We start from the raw sequence: 20,949 nt of genomic DNA on the forward strand, positions 1-20,949 counted from the left end.
ACCATGGATAACCAAAATCAAGATTTACCAGAAAATCAGGAAATTAGCATTGAATTAACAGAAGATATGGCAGAAGGGGTATACTCAAACTTAGCCATTATCACGCATTCACATACCGAATTTGTATTGGATTTCGTTCGCTTAATGCCCGGAGTACCTAAGGCAAAGGTAAAATCACGCGTGATCTTAACCCCTGAGCATGCAAAACAATTGTTGAAAGCATTACAGGAAAATATTCAACGTTTTGAAGGACAAAACGGAGCGATAAACTCAAGAGATATTCCTTTCCCTTTAAACTTTGGCGGAGCCAAAGGTGAAGCGTAAAAGCATTTCAATTACCCAAAGGAAAGCCAGTTTGATGAAAACTGGCTTTTTTTTGTCTGTATTTGGTAATTAATTTGAAAATAACGCCCTTCACATAGCCTTTACTTACCTTTGTACCGTAAAATTGGAATGGGATTTGATTATTTAAGTATATTGTCGTCTCCGGCATATTAAGCAAAAGATATATGGATATTAAAGTAAGGACCCTTACGAAAAAAGATTATAAGGATTTAAAGAAGTCTATGGCTGAAGCCTACTCAGGTTTGGGCGATGTATGGACAAAAGAGAATATTGTTGACCTCATTGATATTTTCCCAGAAGGGCAAATAGCTGTCGAGGTAGATGGTAAAGTGGTGGCTTGTGCATTATCCATTATTCTGAATTCCCAAAAGACCAATATTTACGATAAATATTACAGCATCATAGATGATGGAAAGTTTGAGAAACACGATTATGAGGGGGATACGCTTTATGGAATCGAAGTTTTCGTGCATCCGGACTTCCGGTCCCTTCGACTAGGAAGAAGGCTGTACGATCAGCGTAAAGAGCTGTGTGAGGAAATGAACCTGCAGCGTATCATCGCTGGTGGTCGTATACCGAATTACCACAATTACGCGGATAGCATGACCCCAAGGACTTATATTGAAAAGGTAAAACGCAAAGAGATTTACGATCCGACCCTAACCTTTCAATTGTCCAATGATTTTCACGTCAAAAAGATCTTAAAGAACTACTTGCCTGAGGATACAGAGTCCATGGAAGTAGCTACGCTATTGGAATGGAATAACATCTATTATGAACCATTAGCGAAGTCATTCTCGGCCTCTAAGCAAACCATTCGATTAGGCTTGGTGCAATGGCAGATGCGTCATTTCAAAGATCTTCAAGAGTTTTACGATCAAGTGGAGTTCTTCGTGGATACCGTGAGTGATTATGGAACAGACTTCATCATGTTTCCGGAGTTTTTCAACTCCCCATTAATGAGCCCTTACAATGAGCTTCCAGAGCGTTTAGCCATGGAGAAATTAGCAGAACATACCAAGGAAATCATTGAGAAGATTCAGCAATTCGCCGTATCCTACAACGTGAATATTATCGCCGGCTCCATGCCGATCATGGAACGTGGTAAATTATATAACATCTCTTACCTATGCCACCGAAATGGTAGCCTGGATTCTTATAAGAAAATTCACATTACCCCGAATGAATTCAAATACTATGGTTTGGTAGGTGGTAGTGAAATCAAGGTGTTTGATACCGATTGTGGTAAGGTAGGTTTGTTGATTTGTTATGATGTAGAATTCCCGGAAGTAAGCCGTATCCTTGCCGATCAAGGAATGCAAATTCTCTTTGTTCCATTTATGACGGATACCCAAAATGGTTATATCCGCGTTCGTTCTTGTGCACAGGCTCGTGCCATCGAAAATGAATGTTATGTGGCGATTGCAGGTTCTGTTGGTAACTTACCTCGAGTCAACAATATGGATATTCAATATTCGCAATCGGCCGTATTTACACCATCGGATTTTGCTTTCCCTAACAATGCTATAAAAGCAGAGGCTACTCCGAATACGGAGATGGTACTTATTGCCGACGTGGATTTAACCGCATTACGTGACCTACATGAATACGGTACAGTCAAAATTTTGCAAGACAGACGTAAAGACCTTTATTCCGTGAATCTATTGAAATAAAGATTATTTAAGATAATTACTTCAGAAGATCCAAGCCAAATAGGCTTGGATCTTCTTGTTTTTAGATAGTTATCGATGTGAGAAATGTCCTGTTAGGTATTAACTTTTTCCAATATGCTATTCAATCATTAATATCCTTTTAATAAGCCTGTAATTACAAGGTACTATGTGTGGTACTTTGTTAATGTTTGATTCGTATGAAGTAGGGGTTTCACTTGGGTTGAGTTCGAGAACCCTAAGGAATTTCTAAGGATCTGATAGGGATCTTGTTCGGATCTCGTTCGGTCGGAACCGAACGAGATCCGAAGGAGATCCGAACAAGTTCCGAAGGAGATCCGTTAGAGTCTCGAATCCAACCCCTACTTGACCCTTAGCAAACCCCTAGCAAACCCCTTTGAAAGACGATGAGACAACAGACGAAAGACGCCAGATTTTAGACTTATTGGCGGGATAGAGGTTGTTGAATTTTGAATAACGGTCGAAGCATGCTTCGACCCTACAGTTATGGTTATGATTGCCAATATTTTCACGATTGTTTGTAGGGGCGATGCATGCATCGCCCATCATACCCCGAACTTCATAATAGCTTAAAAGGTCTGGTGTGTTGTGTCTATCATCTGTTGTCAAAAAAACGGGCAGACATTCCGTTCGTTTTCGTCGAGGATAAATCCCCATCCTCAAACTCACTCAGTACTGCCCCTACCAGGTGTGCTAACTAGGTAGTTTTATATTCTTCAAGTAGTTCTCCATGCGTAGGGGCAGCACTGAGCGCAGCGGAATTTCTGCCCGGTCTAAAAAGGAGTATATAGTACCGAGTATTTAGTAGATAGACCTATTGGCGTGAAAGAGAAATTGAATTTAGGATAACGGTCGAAGCATGCTTCGACCCTACAGTAATGGTCATGATTGCCCATGTTTTTACGATTGTTTGTAGGGGCGATGCATGCATCGCCCGCCAAGCCCCTAACTTCTTAGTAGCTTAAAAGGTCGGGTGTCTTGTGTCTATCATCTGTTGTCAAAAAGACGGGCAGACATTCCGTTCATTACTTCAACTCCCTGATCCAAATATTTCTAAAGGAAACGGGGTTTCCATGATCTTGAAGGATGATGGGACCTTTCCCATGGGCAATCATTTTAGGCATTCCGATGTATTCAGTAGTTCCTTGCAATTCGGTGTTGTTTTGAACCAATACCCCATTGTGCAATAGCGTAACTACTCCTCTTTTTAGGAGTTGACCATTTTCATTGAATCGTGGTGCTGTATAGATAATATCGTAAGTATGCCATCCATTATCAGGTTTTCGGACTTCAACCAATGGTGCACTTTGTTTATAGATGCTTCCGGCTTGACCGTTTACATAGGTTTTGTTGTCGTCGTTATCTAGAATCTGGATTTCATATTTCCCTTGTAGAAATACGCCGCTATTACCCCGACCTTGTCCTTCGCCTTTAATAACTTCTGGGCTTCGCCATTCCAGGTGCAGTTGGAAATCTTGAAACTCCCGAGTCGTTCGAATGGCACCTGCTCCAGGTTTTACCGTTAGGATGTCCTTGTTGATGGTCCAGGCGGCAGCTTGATCTTTCTGTTTGTCACTTTGCCATTCGTTCAGGTTACTGCCATCAAATAGAACGATAGCGTCACTTGGTGCAGCATGAGCCGAAGTCTTTACAATAGGAGGGACAGGACTATAAAATTCGGTATCCTGTGGTTGGAATTTTGTTTGTGCATGACTGCTTAGGGATAAGGCTAATAAGCCTAAAATTAGGAATTGCTTGGGCATAGGTTGAGTTTTTTATTTGTATTAATATAAGAATATTGATTATTTTTATTTAACAATCATCAAAACTTTACATAAAATGGCACAGATTATTCAAAAGGTATCCTTAGAAGAAGTTCGATTTTATTCCCCAATTGGGTTTTATGAAGAAGAACAAATTTTAGGAAATGAATTCTTTGTGACCGTATCAGTAAGTTTTCCTTTTAAGAACCCAGATGCGGAGGATATCGGCAATACCATCAATTACGAAGAGCTTTATCGGATATTGGTGGAGGTCATGAGCCCAAGGCGTAAATTGTTAGAATCGGCAGCAGAGGATATATTGAATATGCTGGTAGAATCCTATTCTTTCGTCCAAGAAATTGAAGTTAGAATCCGTAAGGTAAATCCGCCTTTTGGTGGCGATGTTGCCAATTCTGTAGTCTCCCTACATTATAAAAAAGATTAATTAAAACCATTTTTCCTTTATACTGTTGCTTTCATGTAAAGCCTTAATTGTCATGTGGATATAATTCTATCTATGACATTATGGCTTGGTCATAACGCGCATATAAGACAATTTGTCTTATAAATATCAATTATTTGCATTGGTACGTTGATTGAATAGAGGTAGATATAATTGAATAAAGAAAACGATAAAATTTAAAAAAATAATAAGGAGGAATAATAACATGGCATTAATTAAATTACCTGGAAAATCTTACAACACTGATGCAGTGAATCCATTTGTAAACAATGTATTTGATAATCTTTTCAATGATTCATTCATCACGGACCGTCTAGTTACTCGTGTACCTGCGGTAAACATTACAGAATCCCCAGAGTCATTCAGCATTGAATTAGCTGCTCCGGGATTACAGAAATCTGATTTCAAAATCAATGTTGACAAGAATGTCATGAGCATTTCTGTAGAAAAACAAGAAGAAAAAGTAGAAGACGGAAAAACATATAGCAAAAAAGAATTTAGCTATACTTCTTTCTCCAGATCATTTACCCTTCCAGAAGTAGTAGATTATTCGAATATCGACGCTTCGTATGAAAATGGTGTATTAGCCATTACAATCGGTAAAAAAGAGGAAGCGAAAATAGCGAAAAGACAAATAGAGGTGAAGTAAAATTAGTTGTGGTTAGTTGATAAGGGTAGCATGTACATGCTGCCCTTTTTTGGTTTCTAGCAGATAACTTATGGAAGCTTAATTGTCATGGAAATGTCTTTTGTTTAAATTTAATAAGAACTACTTAACACCGTTAAGTAGTTTTGTTTTGAAAATATCAGAAATAGGGTGAAGAAGCAAAAACCAAAAGAAGATTTAAAGGTACTCATACTAGAAGCTGCTAAAAAGCTTTTTGTGCAACAGGGATATGAATCTACCTCGATTCGTAAGATTGCGCAAGAGATTGGGTTTAGCCCAACGAGTATTTATCTACATTACAAAGACAAGAACGATTTAATATATAACCTGCATCAAGTAGGTTTCGGATTACTACGAGACCGCTTTATGCCTTTGGTTGTGGTAGAAGATCCATACGAAAGACTTAAGGCGGCAGGTAAAAACTACATTGAATTCGCATTGGATAATCCTGAATATTATGAGGTTATGTTTATGATGCGGGAACCAATGGACTTCTTAAACCATAACTGTGATGAAGAACATTGGCTGGAAGGAGAGCGTGTGCTGGACTTTCTCCGAAATACGGTGTTGGAATGTCAATCGAAAGGTTATTTTCAGGGTATGCAAGCTGAGGATGTTACCTTACAAGCCTGGGCAGCGGTACATGGTTTAGTTTCCCTATACCTGACTCAGCATTTGGATCATGTGATTGATGTGATTGGTGCAAAATCAACCAGCAAAGAGATGATTTATTCTTCTTTTCAAGTTTTATTGAAATTAATGCTAGACGCAAAATAAAAAATTTTAAACACTTACTTAACACTGTTAACATGAAGATGCCCCAACGTTTAGTTAGTCTGTTAATTCTGCTCCTTCTTATGATAGGGCAGGTTAAGGCTCAGGACCAGGTATTGGAAACATATATCCGGCAAGGTCTGGATAGCAACCTACTATTAGTTTCCAAAAATCTTTCACTCAAACGAGCAATGAATGGTTTGGATGCTGCGAGAACCATGTATTTACCCAATATATCCTTTGAGATGACTTATTCACATGCCGATGGAGGTCGTTCCATTGATCTTCCAATCGGGGATATGTTAAATCCGGTTTATACCACCTTAAATCAGCTTACCCAAAGTCAAGCTTTCCCACAGATTGAAAATCAACAGATCAACTTCTTACCTCAGCATTATTACGATGCGAAGATTCGGACTGCTGTCCCGATTATCAATACCGATATCAAGCATAATAAGCATATACGGGAACAAGTGGTCAAAATGAGCCAACAGGAGTTGGAGCAATATCAGCGGGAGTTGGTAAAGGATATTAAAATCGCCTACTTCAATTACCTGAGTGCATTAGAAGCTAGGGGCATTTACGAGAATGCGAAGATCTTGGCGCAAGAGGGCAGACGGGTAAATGAGAAATTACTAGAAGCTGGAAAAGGATTGCCGGCCTATGTCATCCGTGCAAATGCAGAATTGGCACAGCATGAAGCAAAGATAGCTGAGGCGGACCAACAGGTCAAAAACGCGAAATATTATTTCAATGCCTTGTTGAATCGTGATGCGGAAAGCCCTATAGAACAAGTAGAAACTAAGCAGCAAGCAAATGGTATTCAAGCCCTAGGCTTGGAGGTAGATGTGAAGGAACGCGAAGAACTCAAAGCATTGGATTATAACATTGCCATGCAGGAGTCCATGGTTCAAATGAATAAGCAAGTATTTATTCCAAAGCTAAGTGCTTTCTTAGATTTAGGTTCACAAGCTGAAGGAATGAAAGTCTCCAGGCAGTCCCAGTATTATATGATAGGTGCTCAATTGACCTTTCCCATATTCAATGGTAACCGCAATAAGCTGAAAATACAGGAGAGTCAATTAGCCGTTGAAGAAGCCAAAAATAAATTAGATCTGGCAAAACAACAATTGGAGCTATCTGCAAAGGTTTCGAAAAATGAACTTTTGGCTGCTCAAAAGAATTATGAAAGCTCCAAAGTGCAACTGGAAGCTGCAGGTAGTTACCAACGCTTAATCCTTCGTGGGTTTAACGAAGGTGTGAACAGCTACTTGGAAACAATAGATGCACGATCGCAATACACCAATGCGCAACTAGCTAATAATATAGCTGCTTATAAATTATTATCGGCACTAGCCAAATTTGAACGAGAAAACGCCATTTATCCCTTAAAATAAACAACATGAAAACGATATATTCCACGCTAATCCTAGCCGCTGCAATGACCTTGCTGTTCTCCTGTCACCAGGAGGAACGAACTTCGGCTATTCCAAAACAAGATACCATTCCTGTTAAACTAATGGATCTGCAATCCTATGGTGCAGCCAATACAATTGAGGCTACAGGTGTGTTTACAACAGATGATGAAACCATCTTGGGTTTTAAAAATGGTGGTGTCATCTCCAGGATATTGGTCAAAGAAGGTGACCCGATTCGTAAGGGGCAATTACTGGCTTCTGTGCTGAGTTCAGAAGTAGATGCTAAAGCAGGGCAAGCATCCCTTGCGGTGGAGAAGGCAAGAAGGGATTATGATAGAGCCCTAAAACTCTACCGTGATTCTGTGGCTACCTTAGAACAATTGCAGAATGCAAAGACAGCATTGGATGTGGCGCATCAGGATGTGAAATCGGTTAATTTCAATCAGCAATACATGAATATCTATGCACCAGTTTCTGGATATGTTTTGGCAAAGCTGGCGAATGAAGGACAAATAGTAGGTCCAGGTACTCCGGTATTGCAGGTGAATGGTGCCAATCAATCCAATTGGAAATTGAAGGTTGGGGTTTCCGATCAGCAATGGACACAGATTAAGGTTGGTGATGCCGCAAAGATTACGACCGATGCGATGCCTAAGGATACCCTTGCGGCTTATGTGTCCAAGAAATCGGAAGGCTTAGACCCTCAATCAGGAACTTTCAGCATCTTTTTAGAGCTTCGCAATAAGCCTTCGTATAAATTGGCATCTGGTATTTTTGGGCGCTCTTGGATTCTCTCACATAGCAAAGGAACCGATCCTTATTGGCGAGTTCCTTACAGTGCTTTGCTGGATGGAGATGGTCAAGAGGGCTATGTATTTATCACCTTGGATGGTAAGAAAGCAAAAAGACAAAAGGTCAAGATTGCGAAAATTGAAAAGGATATGGTGCTGATTTCTTCAGGATTGGAGAATGCACAGGGTCTTATTATCTCTGGAAGTCCATATTTGCAAGACGGAACGGCCATTCAAATCATTAAGTAAAATCAAGCGCTATCATGAGTTTAATTAAGTATCCAATCCGGAATTACCAATTTACCCTGACCATGGTCTTGATGATCATTGTGGTTGCGGTAAGTGCTATTCTGACCATGCCTAGGGCTGAGGATCCCGATATGAAACCTGCGAGTTTTCCAGTATTGGTTATCCATCCTGGGACCAACCCCAAGGATATGGAACAGCTAATTGTCAAACCCCTGGAAGCTCGATTCTACTCTTTGGACAATGTAAAGAAGATCCATACCACCATCAATAATTCGGTGGCCTCTTTCTTTGTGGAGTTTGAATATGGAGCTAACTATGACGACAAATACCAAGAATTGGTAAGAGAACTGAATGCTGCACGACCTGAATTGCCAGCAAACCTATACAGCACGGAAGTATTGAAAATTGATCCGACAAACACCTCGGTGATACAGGTTGCTATGGTTTCTGCTAATGCTTCACAAGCTACATTGAAGCAATTGGCAGATAAGCTGAAACAGGAACTGGAGAAGATCAAGGCATTAAAGAATGTGGAGATCTCAGGACTGCCCGATCAACAAATTCGTATCGATGTCGACCAAGCTAAGCTGGCGGAGTTAAAGATTCCATTAAATCGAATCATACAATCGGTACAGGCAGAAAATCAAAATATTCCTGCGGGTAGTGTAGAAGCAGGCACACAGACTTTCTCGGTAAAAAGTTCGGGCAATTATCAGAGTATCGACGATGTAGGCAATACCATTATCTCGAGCATGAATGGTAAAAACATCATGCTGAAGGATGTAGCAAATGTATATCCAACTTTTGGGACTGCTAGTCATACTACGCGATTGAATGGTTATCAAGCCTTATTGATTAATGCCGCACAAAAGGAAGGAATGAATATCTCCGATACGCAGAAGGAATACCATGCGGTATTGGATAAGTTCAAGGAAAGCCTGCCTAAGAATGTGGATTTGATCTTGAGTTTTGATCAAGCAGAGAATGTCAATAAGCGTTTGAGTGGGTTGGGTATTGACTTTGCCATTGCCATTACCTTGGTGCTATTTACCTTATTGCCATTGGGTACTCGAGCATCTGCGGTCGTGATGATTGCTATTCCATTGTCCTTGGGTATTGGGGTTATTGTATTGAATAGCTTTGGTTATTCGTTGAATCAGCTGAGTATTGTGGGCTTTGTGGTTGCTCTAGGTTTGGTAGTTGATGATAGTATTGTCGTTGTCGAAAATATAGAGCGCTGGATGCGCGATGGGTATAGTCGGTTTGAGGCTGCTATAAAAGGAACGGAGCAAATAGCGCTAGCTGTAGTGGGATGTACAGTGACCTTGGTGATAGCTTTTCTACCCTTGGTATTTATGCCGGAAATGGCGGGTGAGTTTATTCGAAGTATGCCTATTGCCGTTATTGCATCTGTCGTAGGATCTATGCTCATTGCCTTATTGGTTGTTCCATTTTTGGCAAGTAAGATTCTAAAGCCTCATGAACATGAGGGTGGTAATGCAATTTTACGTGGCATGCAAAATATCATCCATAAGAGTTATGGGGTATTTTTAGACAAGGCCTTAAAGCATCCTGGTCGGACGACCATTATAGCTGCCGTTATTTTTGCAGGGTCATTGGCTTTGATTCCAGTCGTTGGATTCTCTTTATTTCCACCATCTGAAAAACCGCAGTTCATGATTCATGTCAAGAGTGCACTGCAATCCAACATTCATTATACCGATAGCATCACCCGTAATATAGAGGCTGAATTAAAGAATATGCCCGAAGTAAAGTATTATACTTCCAATGTTGGAAAGGGTAATCCTAGGGTCTACTACAATATGCAACAGGAGCGGGAGAACCAAGCCTATGCTGATATTTTTGTGCAGTTGCATGATGATATCAAGTATAAGGAAAAGGTGGCCTTGATAGAACATTTAAGAGATAAATGGACACCATATTTGGGTGCAAAGATTGAGGTTAGGGATTTCGAGCAAGGTGTTCCTGTCATCTCGCCGGTTGAAGTTCGTGTATTTGGCGAGAACTTAGATACCTTGCAAGCGTTATCTTTTAAGATTGAAGAACTATTAAAGAATACCGAAGGGACAGAATATATAAATAATCCGATCAAGAACAATAAGACGGATATTCGGGTTCACATCAATCGGGATAAAGCAATGGCCTTAGGAGTTCCTACTTCGGCCATAGATCAGACTATTCGGGTAGCTTTGGCGGGATATTCCGTTGGTACTTATACCGATCCAAATTCCGATGATAATGAATACGATCTTTTGGTTACTGTTCCTCGCGGAAAAGATGCCGACCTGCAAACTCTTGAGCAAGTCTTTGTGGATAATGTGGCGGGTACCGCTATCCCTTTAAGTCAATTAGCAAGCTTTGAGTTTGAGATCTCGCCATCCAATATATACCACCAGAATAAGGTGCGTATGGTTGCGGTCAATTCCTTTGTGAAGAAAGGATATGGCAATGATAAGGTTATTCAATCGGTTATTAAGCAGATGGATGCATTCCAGTTGCCAACAGGTTATAGCTATGCAATGGGCGGAGAGGTGGAAAGTCGGGAGACAGCGTTCGGTGGATTTGGAACCATTATCATGATAACGGTGTTTATGTTTATTGCCGTTTTGATCTTAGAATTTAAAACCTTCAAGAGTACTTTAATAGTCTTGTCGGTTATTCCTTTGGGAATTGTAGGGGCGGTACTGGCGCTATTGGTAACAGGAAATACCTTGTCCTTTGTGGCAACGATAGGTATTGTGGCCTTAGCGGGTATTGAGGTTAAGAATACCATTCTATTGGTAGACTTTACCAATCAGTTGCGTAGAGAAGGTATGGCATTAAATGAGGCTATTGAGAAGGCTGGAGAGATTCGATTCTTACCTATCATATTGACATCTTTAACAGCAATTGGTGGTTTATTGCCTATTGCTTGGTCTTCTAATCCATTGATTTCACCTTTAGCAACGGTAATGATTGGGGGCTTGATTAGCTCGACTTTATTATCTCGTATTGTTACGCCGGTGGTGTATAAATTGATTCCACCTAAGATTGAGGTAGAAAAGGCTGATGAGGAGGCTAAAGCCTAGTTACTAAAACAATATGCAAGTTAAGCTGTTAGTTGAGTAAAGAATTTAGATATGAAAAGATTAAGTATACTTGGTATTACCTTGATGTTTATGGCATGTAATAATCAGCAAAAAGAAGTGACTGGTAGTCCGAAAGCATCAGGACCAGCTACGGAATCTATTGATACGAAACCTGTAACTGATCCAAATGTGGTTCCATTGCCTGAAGCTGCCAATAAGTTTATTGCAGATCACTTCGCAGGAACAGCAATCGTCAATACCGATCAAAAGATGTCTCCATCTGCTGATGGAACTTTATTCGAAACACGTTTAGCGGATGGTACTGAATTGGATTTTGATAAAGAGGGTAATTGGAAGGAAATATCCGTTAAAGACCAGAAGAATGTTCCCGTATCGGCTATTCCAGAGCCGATACGCACACATCTTTCGACTAATTATCCAAATATTGCCGTGCAGGTGATCGATAAAGAATCCACTGGTTATGAGCTAGAGTTAGCTAACGATGTGGATCTCTACTTCGATTTGGATGGTAAATTCCAACGTGAGGAAAAATAACATTTTCTATTAGACGCAAAATATGGTCAAAGCTCTGAAAGTTAATCTTTTGGAGCTTTTTCCTTTTTATATAAAAAAAGCTATTCATAAAAAATAAAGCCGTTGAAATTCTTCAACGGCTTTATTTATATATGGCTAAGTGATGCTTATCCTAAGCTTTTTAAGCTATCTTCTAGGATATTGATTTTGGCAATAGCATCATCCTTTTTATTTTGCTCATTCTGAACAATTTCAGGTTTTGCATTTTGAACAAAGCGCTCATTAGAAAGTTTCTTTTCTACCGATGCTAAGAAACCTTTTAAGTATTCGATTTCCTTAGCAATACGCTCTTTCTCGGCATCTACATCAATATTGTTTTCTAAAGCTACATAACATTCGTCCTTGCCCGCTAAGAAACTCACAGCACCACTTACTTTCTCTTTAACGAAGCTTAAATCTTCGATGTTAGCCAGCTTTTTAATGCTGTCTTGGTATTTGCTGTAGTCAATATTTGTCGCGTTTATAGCTAATGGTAATGCCACTTTAGGGGAAATACCTTTTGCATTACGGATGTTTCTTACTTCAGAAATAATCTGTTGAACAATAGCGAATTCCTTAATAGCTTGCTCATTGAAGGCTTGAGCTACTGGATATTTCGCTACGATAATACAATCTTGTTCATCGCGATTGCCAAATAACTCATCATGCCATAGCTCTTCCGTTAGGAAAGGCATAAATGGATGTGCAAGCGTTAAAATCTTTTGGAATAGTCCTTTTACAGTTGCTAAAGTTTCCGATTCAATTGGCGCTTGGTAAGCTGGTTTTACCAACTCCAAATACCATGAACAGAAATCATCCCAAATTAATTTATAGGTTGCCATCAAAGCATCCGACAAGCGATAGTTTTCAAAATGCTCGTTGATCTCTGTTAAAGTCTGGTTAAAGCGTTGTACAAACCATTCTGCAGCAATCTTCTGTGACGAAGTAGCTGGAGCTTCAACAGATTCCCATCCTTTTACAAGACGGAAAGCATTCCAGATCTTATTGGCAAAGTTTCTTCCTTGCTCACAATAAGAAACATCAAACATCAAATCATTACCAGCAGGAGAGGATAACAGCATACCCACACGAACACCGTCCGTACCGTATTGTTCCATCAACTCAATTGGATCTGGCGAGTTCCCTAGGGATTTCGACATCTTTCTACCCAATTTATCGCGTACAATACCTGTTAAGTACACATTGCGGAAAGGTGGCTTATGTGTATAATCGTGTCCCATGATAATCATACGAGCTACCCAGAAGAATAAAATCTCTGGTGCCGTCACTAAATCATTGGTCGGATAGTAATATTGGAATTCTGGATTCTCTGGATTGCGAACACCATCAAATACCGATAATGGCCATAACCCGGAAGAGAACCAAGTATCTAAAACATCATCTTCCTGACGGATAGACTGTGTAGATTTACCCGCTTTTTCGAACTCAACAATTGCTTCTGCTTCAGTTTTTGCAACAACAAATTCATTCTTGTCGTTAAACCAAGCAGGAATTCGCTGACCCCACCACAGTTGGCGAGAGATACACCAATCTTTCACATTCTCCATCCAGTGCTTATAAGAAGCAAAGAATTTCTCAGGAATCAACTTAATGGTACCATCTTCTACATATTCTAATGCTGGCTTCGACAATTCATCCATTTTCAAGAACCACTGCATGGATAACTTAGGCTCAATAGCCGCATCCGTACGTTCTGAAAATCCTACTTGTGACTTGTAGTCTTCAATCTTCTCAATTTGTCCAGCTTCTTCTAATAATACAGCGATTTTCTTTCTAGCAGCAAAGCGATCTTCGCCAATAAGAATCTCCGCCTTCTCGTTTAAAGAACCATCATCATTTAAGATGTCGATAACTTCAAGATTATGTTTTTGACCTAACTCATAGTCATTCAAATCGTGAGCAGGTGTAACTTTCAAGCATCCAGTTCCAAATTCCATCTCCACATATTCATCTTGAATAATCGGGATTTCACGGTTAATCAAAGGAACTAATACGGATTTACCTTGAAGGTGCTTATAACGTTCGTCATTCGGGTTGATACAGATTGCTGTATCGGCCATAATGGTTTCCGGACGAGTAGTCGCAATAATCACATACTCGTTGCTATCCTTGATTTGATAACGGATATAGTAAAGTTTTTGATTGACTTCTTTACGGATTACCTCTTCATCAGAAAGAGCTGTTTTTCCTTGAGGATCCCAGTTAACCATACGGATACCACGGTAGATATAACCTTCACGATAGAATTTGATAAAGGTGTCAATTACAGCTTCTGATAAATCAGGATCCATGGTGAATTTAGTTCTTTCCCAATCACAAGAAGCACCAAGCTTCTCCAATTGTTTTAAGATGATACCACCATATTTCTCTTTCCATTCCCAAGCGTACTTTAAAAATTCATCACGGGTAATGGATTTCTTGTCAATTCCTTTTTCTTTTAGCATAGCGACGACCTTCGCTTCCGTAGCAATGGAGGCGTGGTCTGTTCCTGGTACCCAGCAAGCGTTTTTACCTTGCATACGGGCACGACGAATTAAGACATCCTGAATAGTGTTGTTTAACATGTGACCCATGTGCAATACACCAGTCACATTCGGTGGAGGCATTACGATGGTATAAGGTTCGCGCTCGTCTGGAACAGAACGGAAAAAGCCCTTATCCATCCAATAGGAATACCATTTGTCTTCCGCTTCTTTCGGATTGTAAGTCTTTGCTATGCTCATTGTTTATATGGAATATCTAAAATGAGTACAAAAATACGCAAATATGTGCTCAATTCCCATCAACAGAACAGAAATATGCAAGACAAACCGCTGAATATGCTAAATTTATGTTAAGAATAGGTTACCTAAAAATTATTAAACGTACATTTGGCCGATAAATTTGAATTAGGGCATGCAGCGTCTTGTCAATGAATTAAATATTTTTACTCGGTATTTTGCCTTTTGGTTGTTCATCTGTTTCTTAGATCGAGCAATTTTTATTGCTTCTTTTTTTTCTAAAATAGGTGCTGACAATTGGACAGAGGTTTTTAGAATATACTACCATGGATTGGCATTAGACTTTTCTGTTGCTGCCTATATCTGTGCGCTTCCATTTTTATTTTATTTTCTGTCTTATTATATCCCGAAACTCCGATTAGGACAAAAGGTTTTGAATATCTATACGCTTTTTATCCTGGTGCTCTATATTGTGACTTCCTTTGTAAATGTCAATATCTATAGGGAATGGGGAGATAAGATTTCTAAGCGTGCGATAGATGCGGTATTTGAGGATGCTATAGGAGCTGCAGCATCTGCTGAATCAACTCCAGTGGTTTTACCCATTCTGGGAATGTTGGTGGGCATCTGCTTGAGTTATTGGCTGTATTTGAAGCTAATGAAAGGGCTGAAATACCGTAATCTGAATAAGCCTATGGCGGTCAGTATGCTCTTTTTGTTGGGAGCTATCCTGATGTTTACTTTTATCCGTGGAGGATATGGTCGTGCGCCATTAAATCCGAGTAGAGCATATTATTCGCATGAAGCTTTTTATAATCATGCTGCGGTAAATACGCAGTATGCCTTGTTGAAAGAGTACTTTAGTTCCAGTCGTCGTAAGAAATCGCCATATCGCTATTTTGAAGAAAAAGAGGTCCGAGAGAAGTTATTGCAGCCCGTATTTACAACAAATCCAGATTCTGCAATCCATGTATTGACGACTAAAAGACCAAATATTGTCTTGTTGGTATTGGAAAGTTTTGTGGGGGATCTCATTGAGTCTTTGGGAGGCGAGAAGGGTGTTACGCCTAATATGGAGAAACTGATTCAACAAGGGATTCTATTTGATCAGATTTATGCTACCTCCGATCGCTCTGATAAAGGCATCATCGGGGTATTCTCAGGCTTTCCTGCACAAGGACCAGAGAGCATCATCAAATACATCGATAAGCACGAAAACCTTCCTGCCATGGGTCAAGAAATCCACGAATTGGGATACCATACGGCATTCTACCATGGTGGACAGAGTGAGTTTTACAATATGAAATCCTATATGCTAAGCCATGGTATTGAACGTATTACAGATAACATGAATTTCGGTCCATTGGAAGAACGTTCTTCCTGGGGAGTATATGATCATGTGGTATTTGGCGAAATGGTTAAGGATATTAAAAAGGAAAAGCAACCTTTTTTCTACAGCTTATTTACCTTGAATAATCATGAGCCTTTTACCTTAAATAATGGCTATAAATTCGGAAGTGATAACAATGCGAATAGGTTTAGAAGCACCGCTTATTATACCGATTCTGTTATCATGGACTTTATTGAAAAAGCCAAACAGGAAGATTGGTATAAGAATACGCTTTTTGTATTGGTTGCAGACCATGGTCACCGCTTACCTACTGAAAAGTTTGATATTACGCATCCTCGAAGATTTCATATTCCATTGATCTTTTTCGGTGATGTGATAAAACCTGCCTATCGCGGCATGAAAGTGAATCGAATTGGAAACCAAAATGACATGGTTGCCACACTCTTTCATCAGATGGGTATCCCCGCTAATAATTACCGTTGGAGTAGGGATTTATTAAATCCTACTACAGCACAAGTGGCATTTTATAATTCCAAAAATTCCTTTGGTATCATCACACCTGAACAAAGTGTATCCTTTGACCATATCGGTAATTCAGTGAATTACCTCGCCAATAAATCGTATTCTTCCACAAAAACCGATAGCTTGTTAAATATCGCCAAAGCATATTACCAGGAAGTATACGAGGATTTTATGAAATATTAGTTATTACCAGCATGATTAAGTTGACAGGATGGTTTGGACCTTATATTAATATATTCCTACGGATTATCTATTTGCTGTTGATTTATGCGATCTTACGTATTGGATTTTATTGGATCAACATAACCCAATTCCCAGGTATAAGTACTGCAGAGTTAATGAAAATGATGGCCGGAGGGATACGCTTTGATATCGTTGCCTTATTCTATTTGAATATCCTGTACATTCTGTTGTATGCTTTGCCATTGCCGTTTAAATATAATCTGGGTTTTCAGAAGTTTTGTAAAATACTATTTGTTACCACTAATGCCTTAGGGATTGGTGCAAACCTGATTGATTTTGCTTATTTCCCTTTTACGCTAAAACGCACAACAGGCACAGTTTTTAGTCAATTCTCCAATGAAGACAATTTATTCAGTTTGTTCTTTGATTTCCTATTGGACTATTGGTATTTGCTGATTGTATTTGTTTTGATCGTATGGGGCTTATGGCGCTCATACGATTGGATTAAGTTAGTAAAAGCCAAATCCCTGGGTTGGCAATTTTATGCCAGTCAAACCTTAGGTTTACTATTGGTGGCTTTCCTCTTTATTGGAGGGGTTCGTGGTGGATGGGCACATAGCACTAGACCAATTACCCTAAGCAATGCGGGTGATTATGTGAAATCTCCGGAGGAGATGAATATCGTGTTGAATACGCCATTTTCCATATTGAAAACGCTTCGGGCATTTAAACTAAAGGAAGTAAATTACTTTTCAGAAGCAGATTTAAATGCGCAATATCCAGTTATTCACCAACCAAAGGATTCAGCAGAATTTAAGAAATTGAATGTTGTTTTCCTAATCCTGGAAAGCTTCGCTAAAGAGCATATAGGCGCATTTAATAAAGACTTGGAAGGAGGAACCTATAAAGGCTACACGCCTTTTTTGGATTCTTTGATAACAGAATCCTACAGCTTTACCCGTTCCTATGCCAATGGACGTAAGTCCATTGATGCCTTGCCGTCGGTTATAACCGGTATTCCATCCATTGGAGAGCCTTTTGTGCTTTCTATATACTCAGGAAATAAAACTACCAGTATTGCTAAGCTTTTAGGCGATAAAGGCTATGAAACAGCCTTTTTCCATGGTGCACCAAATGGAAGTATGGGATTCTCGGCATACATGCAATTAGCAGGTATCAAACATTACTTTGGAAAGAATGAGTATAATAACGATGCTGATTTTGATGGGATATGGGGGATATGGGATGAGCCTTTTATGCAATATATGGCCAATGAGATGGACCATTTTAAAGAACCATTCTTTAGTAGTTTCTTTTCTTTGTCTTCCCACCATCCTTTTAAAGTTCCGGAAAAGTATGCTGGTAAATTTCCGAAAGGAAAATTGCCTTTGCATGAGCCATTGGGCTATGCAGACTTCGCCCTAAAACAATTCTTTGAAACAGCCAAAACCAAACCTTGGTTTAAGAATACCCTATTTGTCATCTGTGCTGATCATGCCAGTATGAGTTATTTTGAAGAATACCATACTTTACCTAATTCATTTGCTATCCCCATCATCTTTTATTATCCGGGTGGAGAATTAAAGGGTAGCTCGGATAAGTTGGTACAACAAATTGATATTATGCCTACGGTTTTGAACTATTTGGAATACGATAAACCTTATTTTGCATTTGGATTCGATGCTTTCTCAGAAGACCGAAATAACTTCGTGGTGAGCAATATGGGGGGATCCTATAATTTCTTCTTGGGCGATTACTTCATGACCTATGATAGTCGAGAAGTGACATCCTTGTTCAATTTAAAGACCGACAAGCTCTTAAAAACAAATTTAAAGGGGAAAGAACATCAAATCGAAGGACCTATGTTAGAGCGCCTAAAAGGCTTTATACAGCAATATAATGATCGGATGATCCATAACAAACTGACGGCGGAATAGGCTTAGAAATCCTTCCCAAATCGATAGCGTAGAATAAATTGCTGCTGATTATCAAAATATCCATCGGATACATGAAAGGAAGCCGTGAATTTTCCTTCAATACGATCGGTCTTAAAAGGTATCCATCCAATATCAATTCGATCATATCCTGAGCGATGATAATAAGAATCACCATTCGGTAGGTTTAAAGCCTTACCTAAATACAGGGTATTCGCTAAAAAGAATCTTTTATAGCCCAAGTAGATATTGGAGATAAAGCCTGGAGCTTTTTGCATCTCATATACCGAGCGAACGCGGTCAAGACCATAGCTTGCGCCTGCATCAATGGTTAAAGAATCTAGAACTGTCTTATTGCTTAAATCCACACCTAAGCGTAACATGACCAAAGCATTATCTTGAATATGCTCATCAATGCTATCGTTGGAAGTTAAAGCATTGTGGTATAGCATACCTTCATTTTGAATGTAGAATAGGCCTTTTTGGTATTTACCAGATAAGCCGACAATAAACCGTTCTCGATTACTAAATCCCTGTTTACTTGTCCAATCAATAAACAAAGCTTGTTTGAAGCCTTTGTTTTTATATTGGAAATACATTCCTTCCAAGTTTGGCCGATCGTATTGAAAGGTATCGGCTAATACCATGCGATGTATATCCTTTGTTCTTTCATAGCGAGGAATAAAACCGATGGCAAAATCGACCTTATCGGTTTGGTAATTATAGTAGGCTATGGGGTTGATACGACTTTGGTTCTCTTTATTGATCCCAAACTCCTGATTAAAATGTGCACCTCCATACAAACGGTGATTATTCTCCAATTGAAAATAAAGATTAGGGGAGATGGTAGCACCGAAAAATGTCTTTGGAATGGTATATGGGGCTTGATATTCGCGGTTATCCGCATAACCAAGGAAATCAATTTTAAGTCCGATTTGTTGCGCGTTTAACTGTCCTATAAAAACTAGGGTAAACAAGCCGAGAAGGGTAAATAATTTTCGTAAAGAGAGATGCATATGCCTCACAATATAGGTATAATTTTAAAGTTCTTCTCAAAAATAGAAAAGGCTGCCTGTAATTTATATACAAGCAGCCTTTTACAAGATGTTTTATATGGATTATACTTCCAACAATAGACGAGCTGGATCTTCCAATAATTGTTTAACACGTACTAAGAAGCTTACAGACTCGCGACCATCGATGATACGGTGATCGTAAGATAAAGCGATGTACATCATTGGGCGGATAACCACTTGACCATTCTCAGCAACAGGGCGTTGAATGATGTTGTGCATACCTAAGATTGCTGATTGAGGCGCATTGATGATAGGAGTAGACATCATAGATCCGAACACACCACCGTTGGTGATTGTGAAAGTACCACCTGTCATTTCATCAATTGTCAATTTGTTATCGCGAGCTTTAACCGCTAATTCAGCGATAGCTTTTTCGATTTGGTATAAAGCCATTGACTCTGCATTGCGGATGATAGGTACTACCAATCCTTTAGGAGCAGACACAGCGATAGAGATATCTGCGAAATCAGAATAAACGATTTCGTTTTCTTCGATACGTGCATTAACTGCAGGCCATTCTTTCAATGCAGTAGTTACTGCTTTGGTGAAGAATGACATGAAACCAAGACCGATTCCGTGTTTTTCTTTGAATGTATCTTTATATTTAGCTCTTAGATCCATGATAGGCTGCATGTTTACTTCATTGAAAGTAGTCAACATAGCCGTTTCATTTTTCACAGCCACTAGGCGCTTAGCGATAGTTTTACGTAGGGAGCTCATTTTCTCACGACGTTCTTCACGCGCACCAGCTACCGCAGGTGCTGCAGCAGGAGTAGCCGCTGGAGCAGCAGGTTTAGCTTCTGTCTTTGCAGGAGCTGCTTGAGCTTTCTCAGCATCCTCTTTGGTGATTCTACCGTCTTTACCAGTTCCTTTGATAGTCGAAGCATCAATACCTTTTTCTCTAAGGATTTTTGCTGCAGCAGGAGACGCTGTTCCTGCAGCATACGTATCAGGATTCTCATCTGCTGCTTCTGCTTTTGCAGGTGCTGCAGACTCTTCTTTTGCTGGAGCTTCTTCTTTTTTCTCGCCGCCAGCAGCAGGAGCATCGCCTTCTTCAATTGTACATACAACAGCACCAATCTCTAAGGTATCACCCTCTTGAGCAATAATACGTAAGATACCAGCTTTCTCTGCTGGCAACTCAAAAGTTGCTTTGTCTGATTCCAATTCGGCAATGTTCTCGTCCATTTCAACGTAATCGCCATCTTGTTTTAGCCATTGGGCCAAGGTTACTTCGGTGATCGACTCTCCAACCGAAGGGACTTTGATTTCTAAGCTCATATAGTTCTTTTTTGAAGACGTCCGTTATAGTTCTTACT

The 20,949-nt window shown here is 39.7% G+C and carries 15 protein-coding genes; 11 read left to right on the forward strand and 4 right to left on the reverse strand.

Annotation, left to right across the window (positions count from 1 at the left end):
* The first annotated feature begins 3 nt into the window (after positions 1 to 3).
* Positions 4 to 324, forward strand: coding sequence for a DUF3467 domain-containing protein (locus ACP6L2_RS15240; protein WP_344673684.1), 321 nt, complete (start codon positions 4 to 6; stop codon positions 322 to 324).
* Positions 325 to 509: 185 nt separating this feature from the next.
* On the forward strand, positions 510 to 2,018 hold the full coding sequence (locus ACP6L2_RS15245; RefSeq protein ID WP_440510166.1) for a GNAT family N-acetyltransferase: 1,509 nt from the start codon (positions 510 to 512) through the stop codon (positions 2,016 to 2,018).
* Between the two features lie 1,043 nt (positions 2,019 to 3,061).
* Here the strand turns inward: ACP6L2_RS15245 and ACP6L2_RS15250 are convergent.
* Positions 3,062 to 3,799, reverse strand: a complete 738-nt coding sequence (locus ACP6L2_RS15250; protein WP_440510167.1) for a 3-keto-disaccharide hydrolase — start codon at positions 3,797 to 3,799, stop codon at positions 3,062 to 3,064.
* 76 nt (positions 3,800 to 3,875) lie between these two features.
* On the opposite strand from ACP6L2_RS15250, the gene folB reads away from it, so the two are divergent.
* From folB to ACP6L2_RS15285, 7 genes are all read left to right on the forward strand, one after another.
* Positions 3,876 to 4,244, forward strand: a complete 369-nt coding sequence (gene folB, locus ACP6L2_RS15255) for a dihydroneopterin aldolase (RefSeq protein ID WP_440510168.1) — start codon at positions 3,876 to 3,878, stop codon at positions 4,242 to 4,244.
* A 223-nt stretch (positions 4,245 to 4,467) separates the two neighbouring features.
* Complete coding sequence (locus ACP6L2_RS15260) at positions 4,468 to 4,911, forward strand: Hsp20/alpha crystallin family protein (RefSeq protein WP_344673688.1); 444 nt, start codon at positions 4,468 to 4,470, stop codon at positions 4,909 to 4,911.
* A 168-nt stretch (positions 4,912 to 5,079) separates the two neighbouring features.
* On the forward strand, positions 5,080 to 5,706 hold the full coding sequence (locus ACP6L2_RS15265; protein WP_440510169.1) for a TetR/AcrR family transcriptional regulator: 627 nt from the start codon (positions 5,080 to 5,082) through the stop codon (positions 5,704 to 5,706).
* Between the two features lie 32 nt (positions 5,707 to 5,738).
* Positions 5,739 to 7,100 (forward strand): TolC family protein, encoded by a 1,362-nt coding sequence (locus ACP6L2_RS15270; protein WP_440510170.1) that lies wholly within the window; start codon positions 5,739 to 5,741, stop codon positions 7,098 to 7,100.
* Positions 7,101 to 7,105: 5 nt separating this feature from the next.
* Positions 7,106 to 8,161 carry an efflux RND transporter periplasmic adaptor subunit gene (locus tag ACP6L2_RS15275; RefSeq protein ID WP_440510171.1) on the forward strand — a complete coding sequence of 352 codons (1,056 nt, stop codon included), beginning with the start codon at positions 7,106 to 7,108 and terminating at the stop codon, positions 8,159 to 8,161.
* A gap of 14 nt (positions 8,162 to 8,175) precedes the next feature.
* The gene (locus tag ACP6L2_RS15280) at positions 8,176 to 11,250 is read left to right on the forward strand and encodes an efflux RND transporter permease subunit (RefSeq protein ID WP_440510172.1); all 3,075 of its coding nucleotides are present in this window, start codon (positions 8,176 to 8,178) and stop codon (positions 11,248 to 11,250) included.
* A 51-nt stretch (positions 11,251 to 11,301) separates the two neighbouring features.
* Entirely contained in the window at positions 11,302 to 11,805 is a 504-nt protein-coding gene (locus ACP6L2_RS15285) for a PepSY-like domain-containing protein (RefSeq protein ID WP_440510173.1), read from the forward strand.
* Positions 11,806 to 11,951: 146 nt separating this feature from the next.
* Here the strand turns inward: ACP6L2_RS15285 and ACP6L2_RS15290 are convergent, their stop codons facing one another.
* Positions 11,952 to 14,567: a valine--tRNA ligase gene (locus ACP6L2_RS15290; protein WP_440510174.1), complete on the reverse strand. Its 2,616-nt coding sequence runs from the start codon at positions 14,565 to 14,567 to the stop codon at positions 11,952 to 11,954.
* Between the two features lie 172 nt (positions 14,568 to 14,739).
* On the opposite strand from ACP6L2_RS15290, the gene ACP6L2_RS15295 reads away from it, so the two are divergent.
* On the forward strand, positions 14,740 to 16,620 hold the full coding sequence (locus ACP6L2_RS15295; protein WP_440510175.1) for an LTA synthase family protein: 1,881 nt from the start codon (positions 14,740 to 14,742) through the stop codon (positions 16,618 to 16,620).
* Positions 16,621 to 16,631: 11 nt separating this feature from the next.
* Positions 16,632 to 18,557 (forward strand): LTA synthase family protein, encoded by a 1,926-nt coding sequence (locus ACP6L2_RS15300; protein WP_440510176.1) that lies wholly within the window; start codon positions 16,632 to 16,634, stop codon positions 18,555 to 18,557.
* Positions 18,558 to 18,559: 2 nt separating this feature from the next.
* On the opposite strand, the gene ACP6L2_RS15305 is transcribed toward ACP6L2_RS15300, so the two are convergent.
* A complete protein-coding gene (locus ACP6L2_RS15305; protein ID WP_440510177.1) occupies positions 18,560 to 19,531 on the reverse strand; it encodes a hypothetical protein in 972 nt (323 codons plus the stop codon).
* 141 nt (positions 19,532 to 19,672) lie between these two features.
* Positions 19,673 to 20,911: a 2-oxoglutarate dehydrogenase complex dihydrolipoyllysine-residue succinyltransferase gene (gene odhB, locus ACP6L2_RS15310; RefSeq protein ID WP_440510178.1), complete on the reverse strand. Its 1,239-nt coding sequence runs from the start codon at positions 20,909 to 20,911 to the stop codon at positions 19,673 to 19,675.
* Positions 20,912 to 20,949 lie beyond the last annotated feature (38 nt).

The sequence above is a fragment of the Sphingobacterium lactis genome, from assembly GCF_051951495.1.
Classification (GTDB): domain Bacteria; phylum Bacteroidota; class Bacteroidia; order Sphingobacteriales; family Sphingobacteriaceae; genus Sphingobacterium; species Sphingobacterium lactis_A.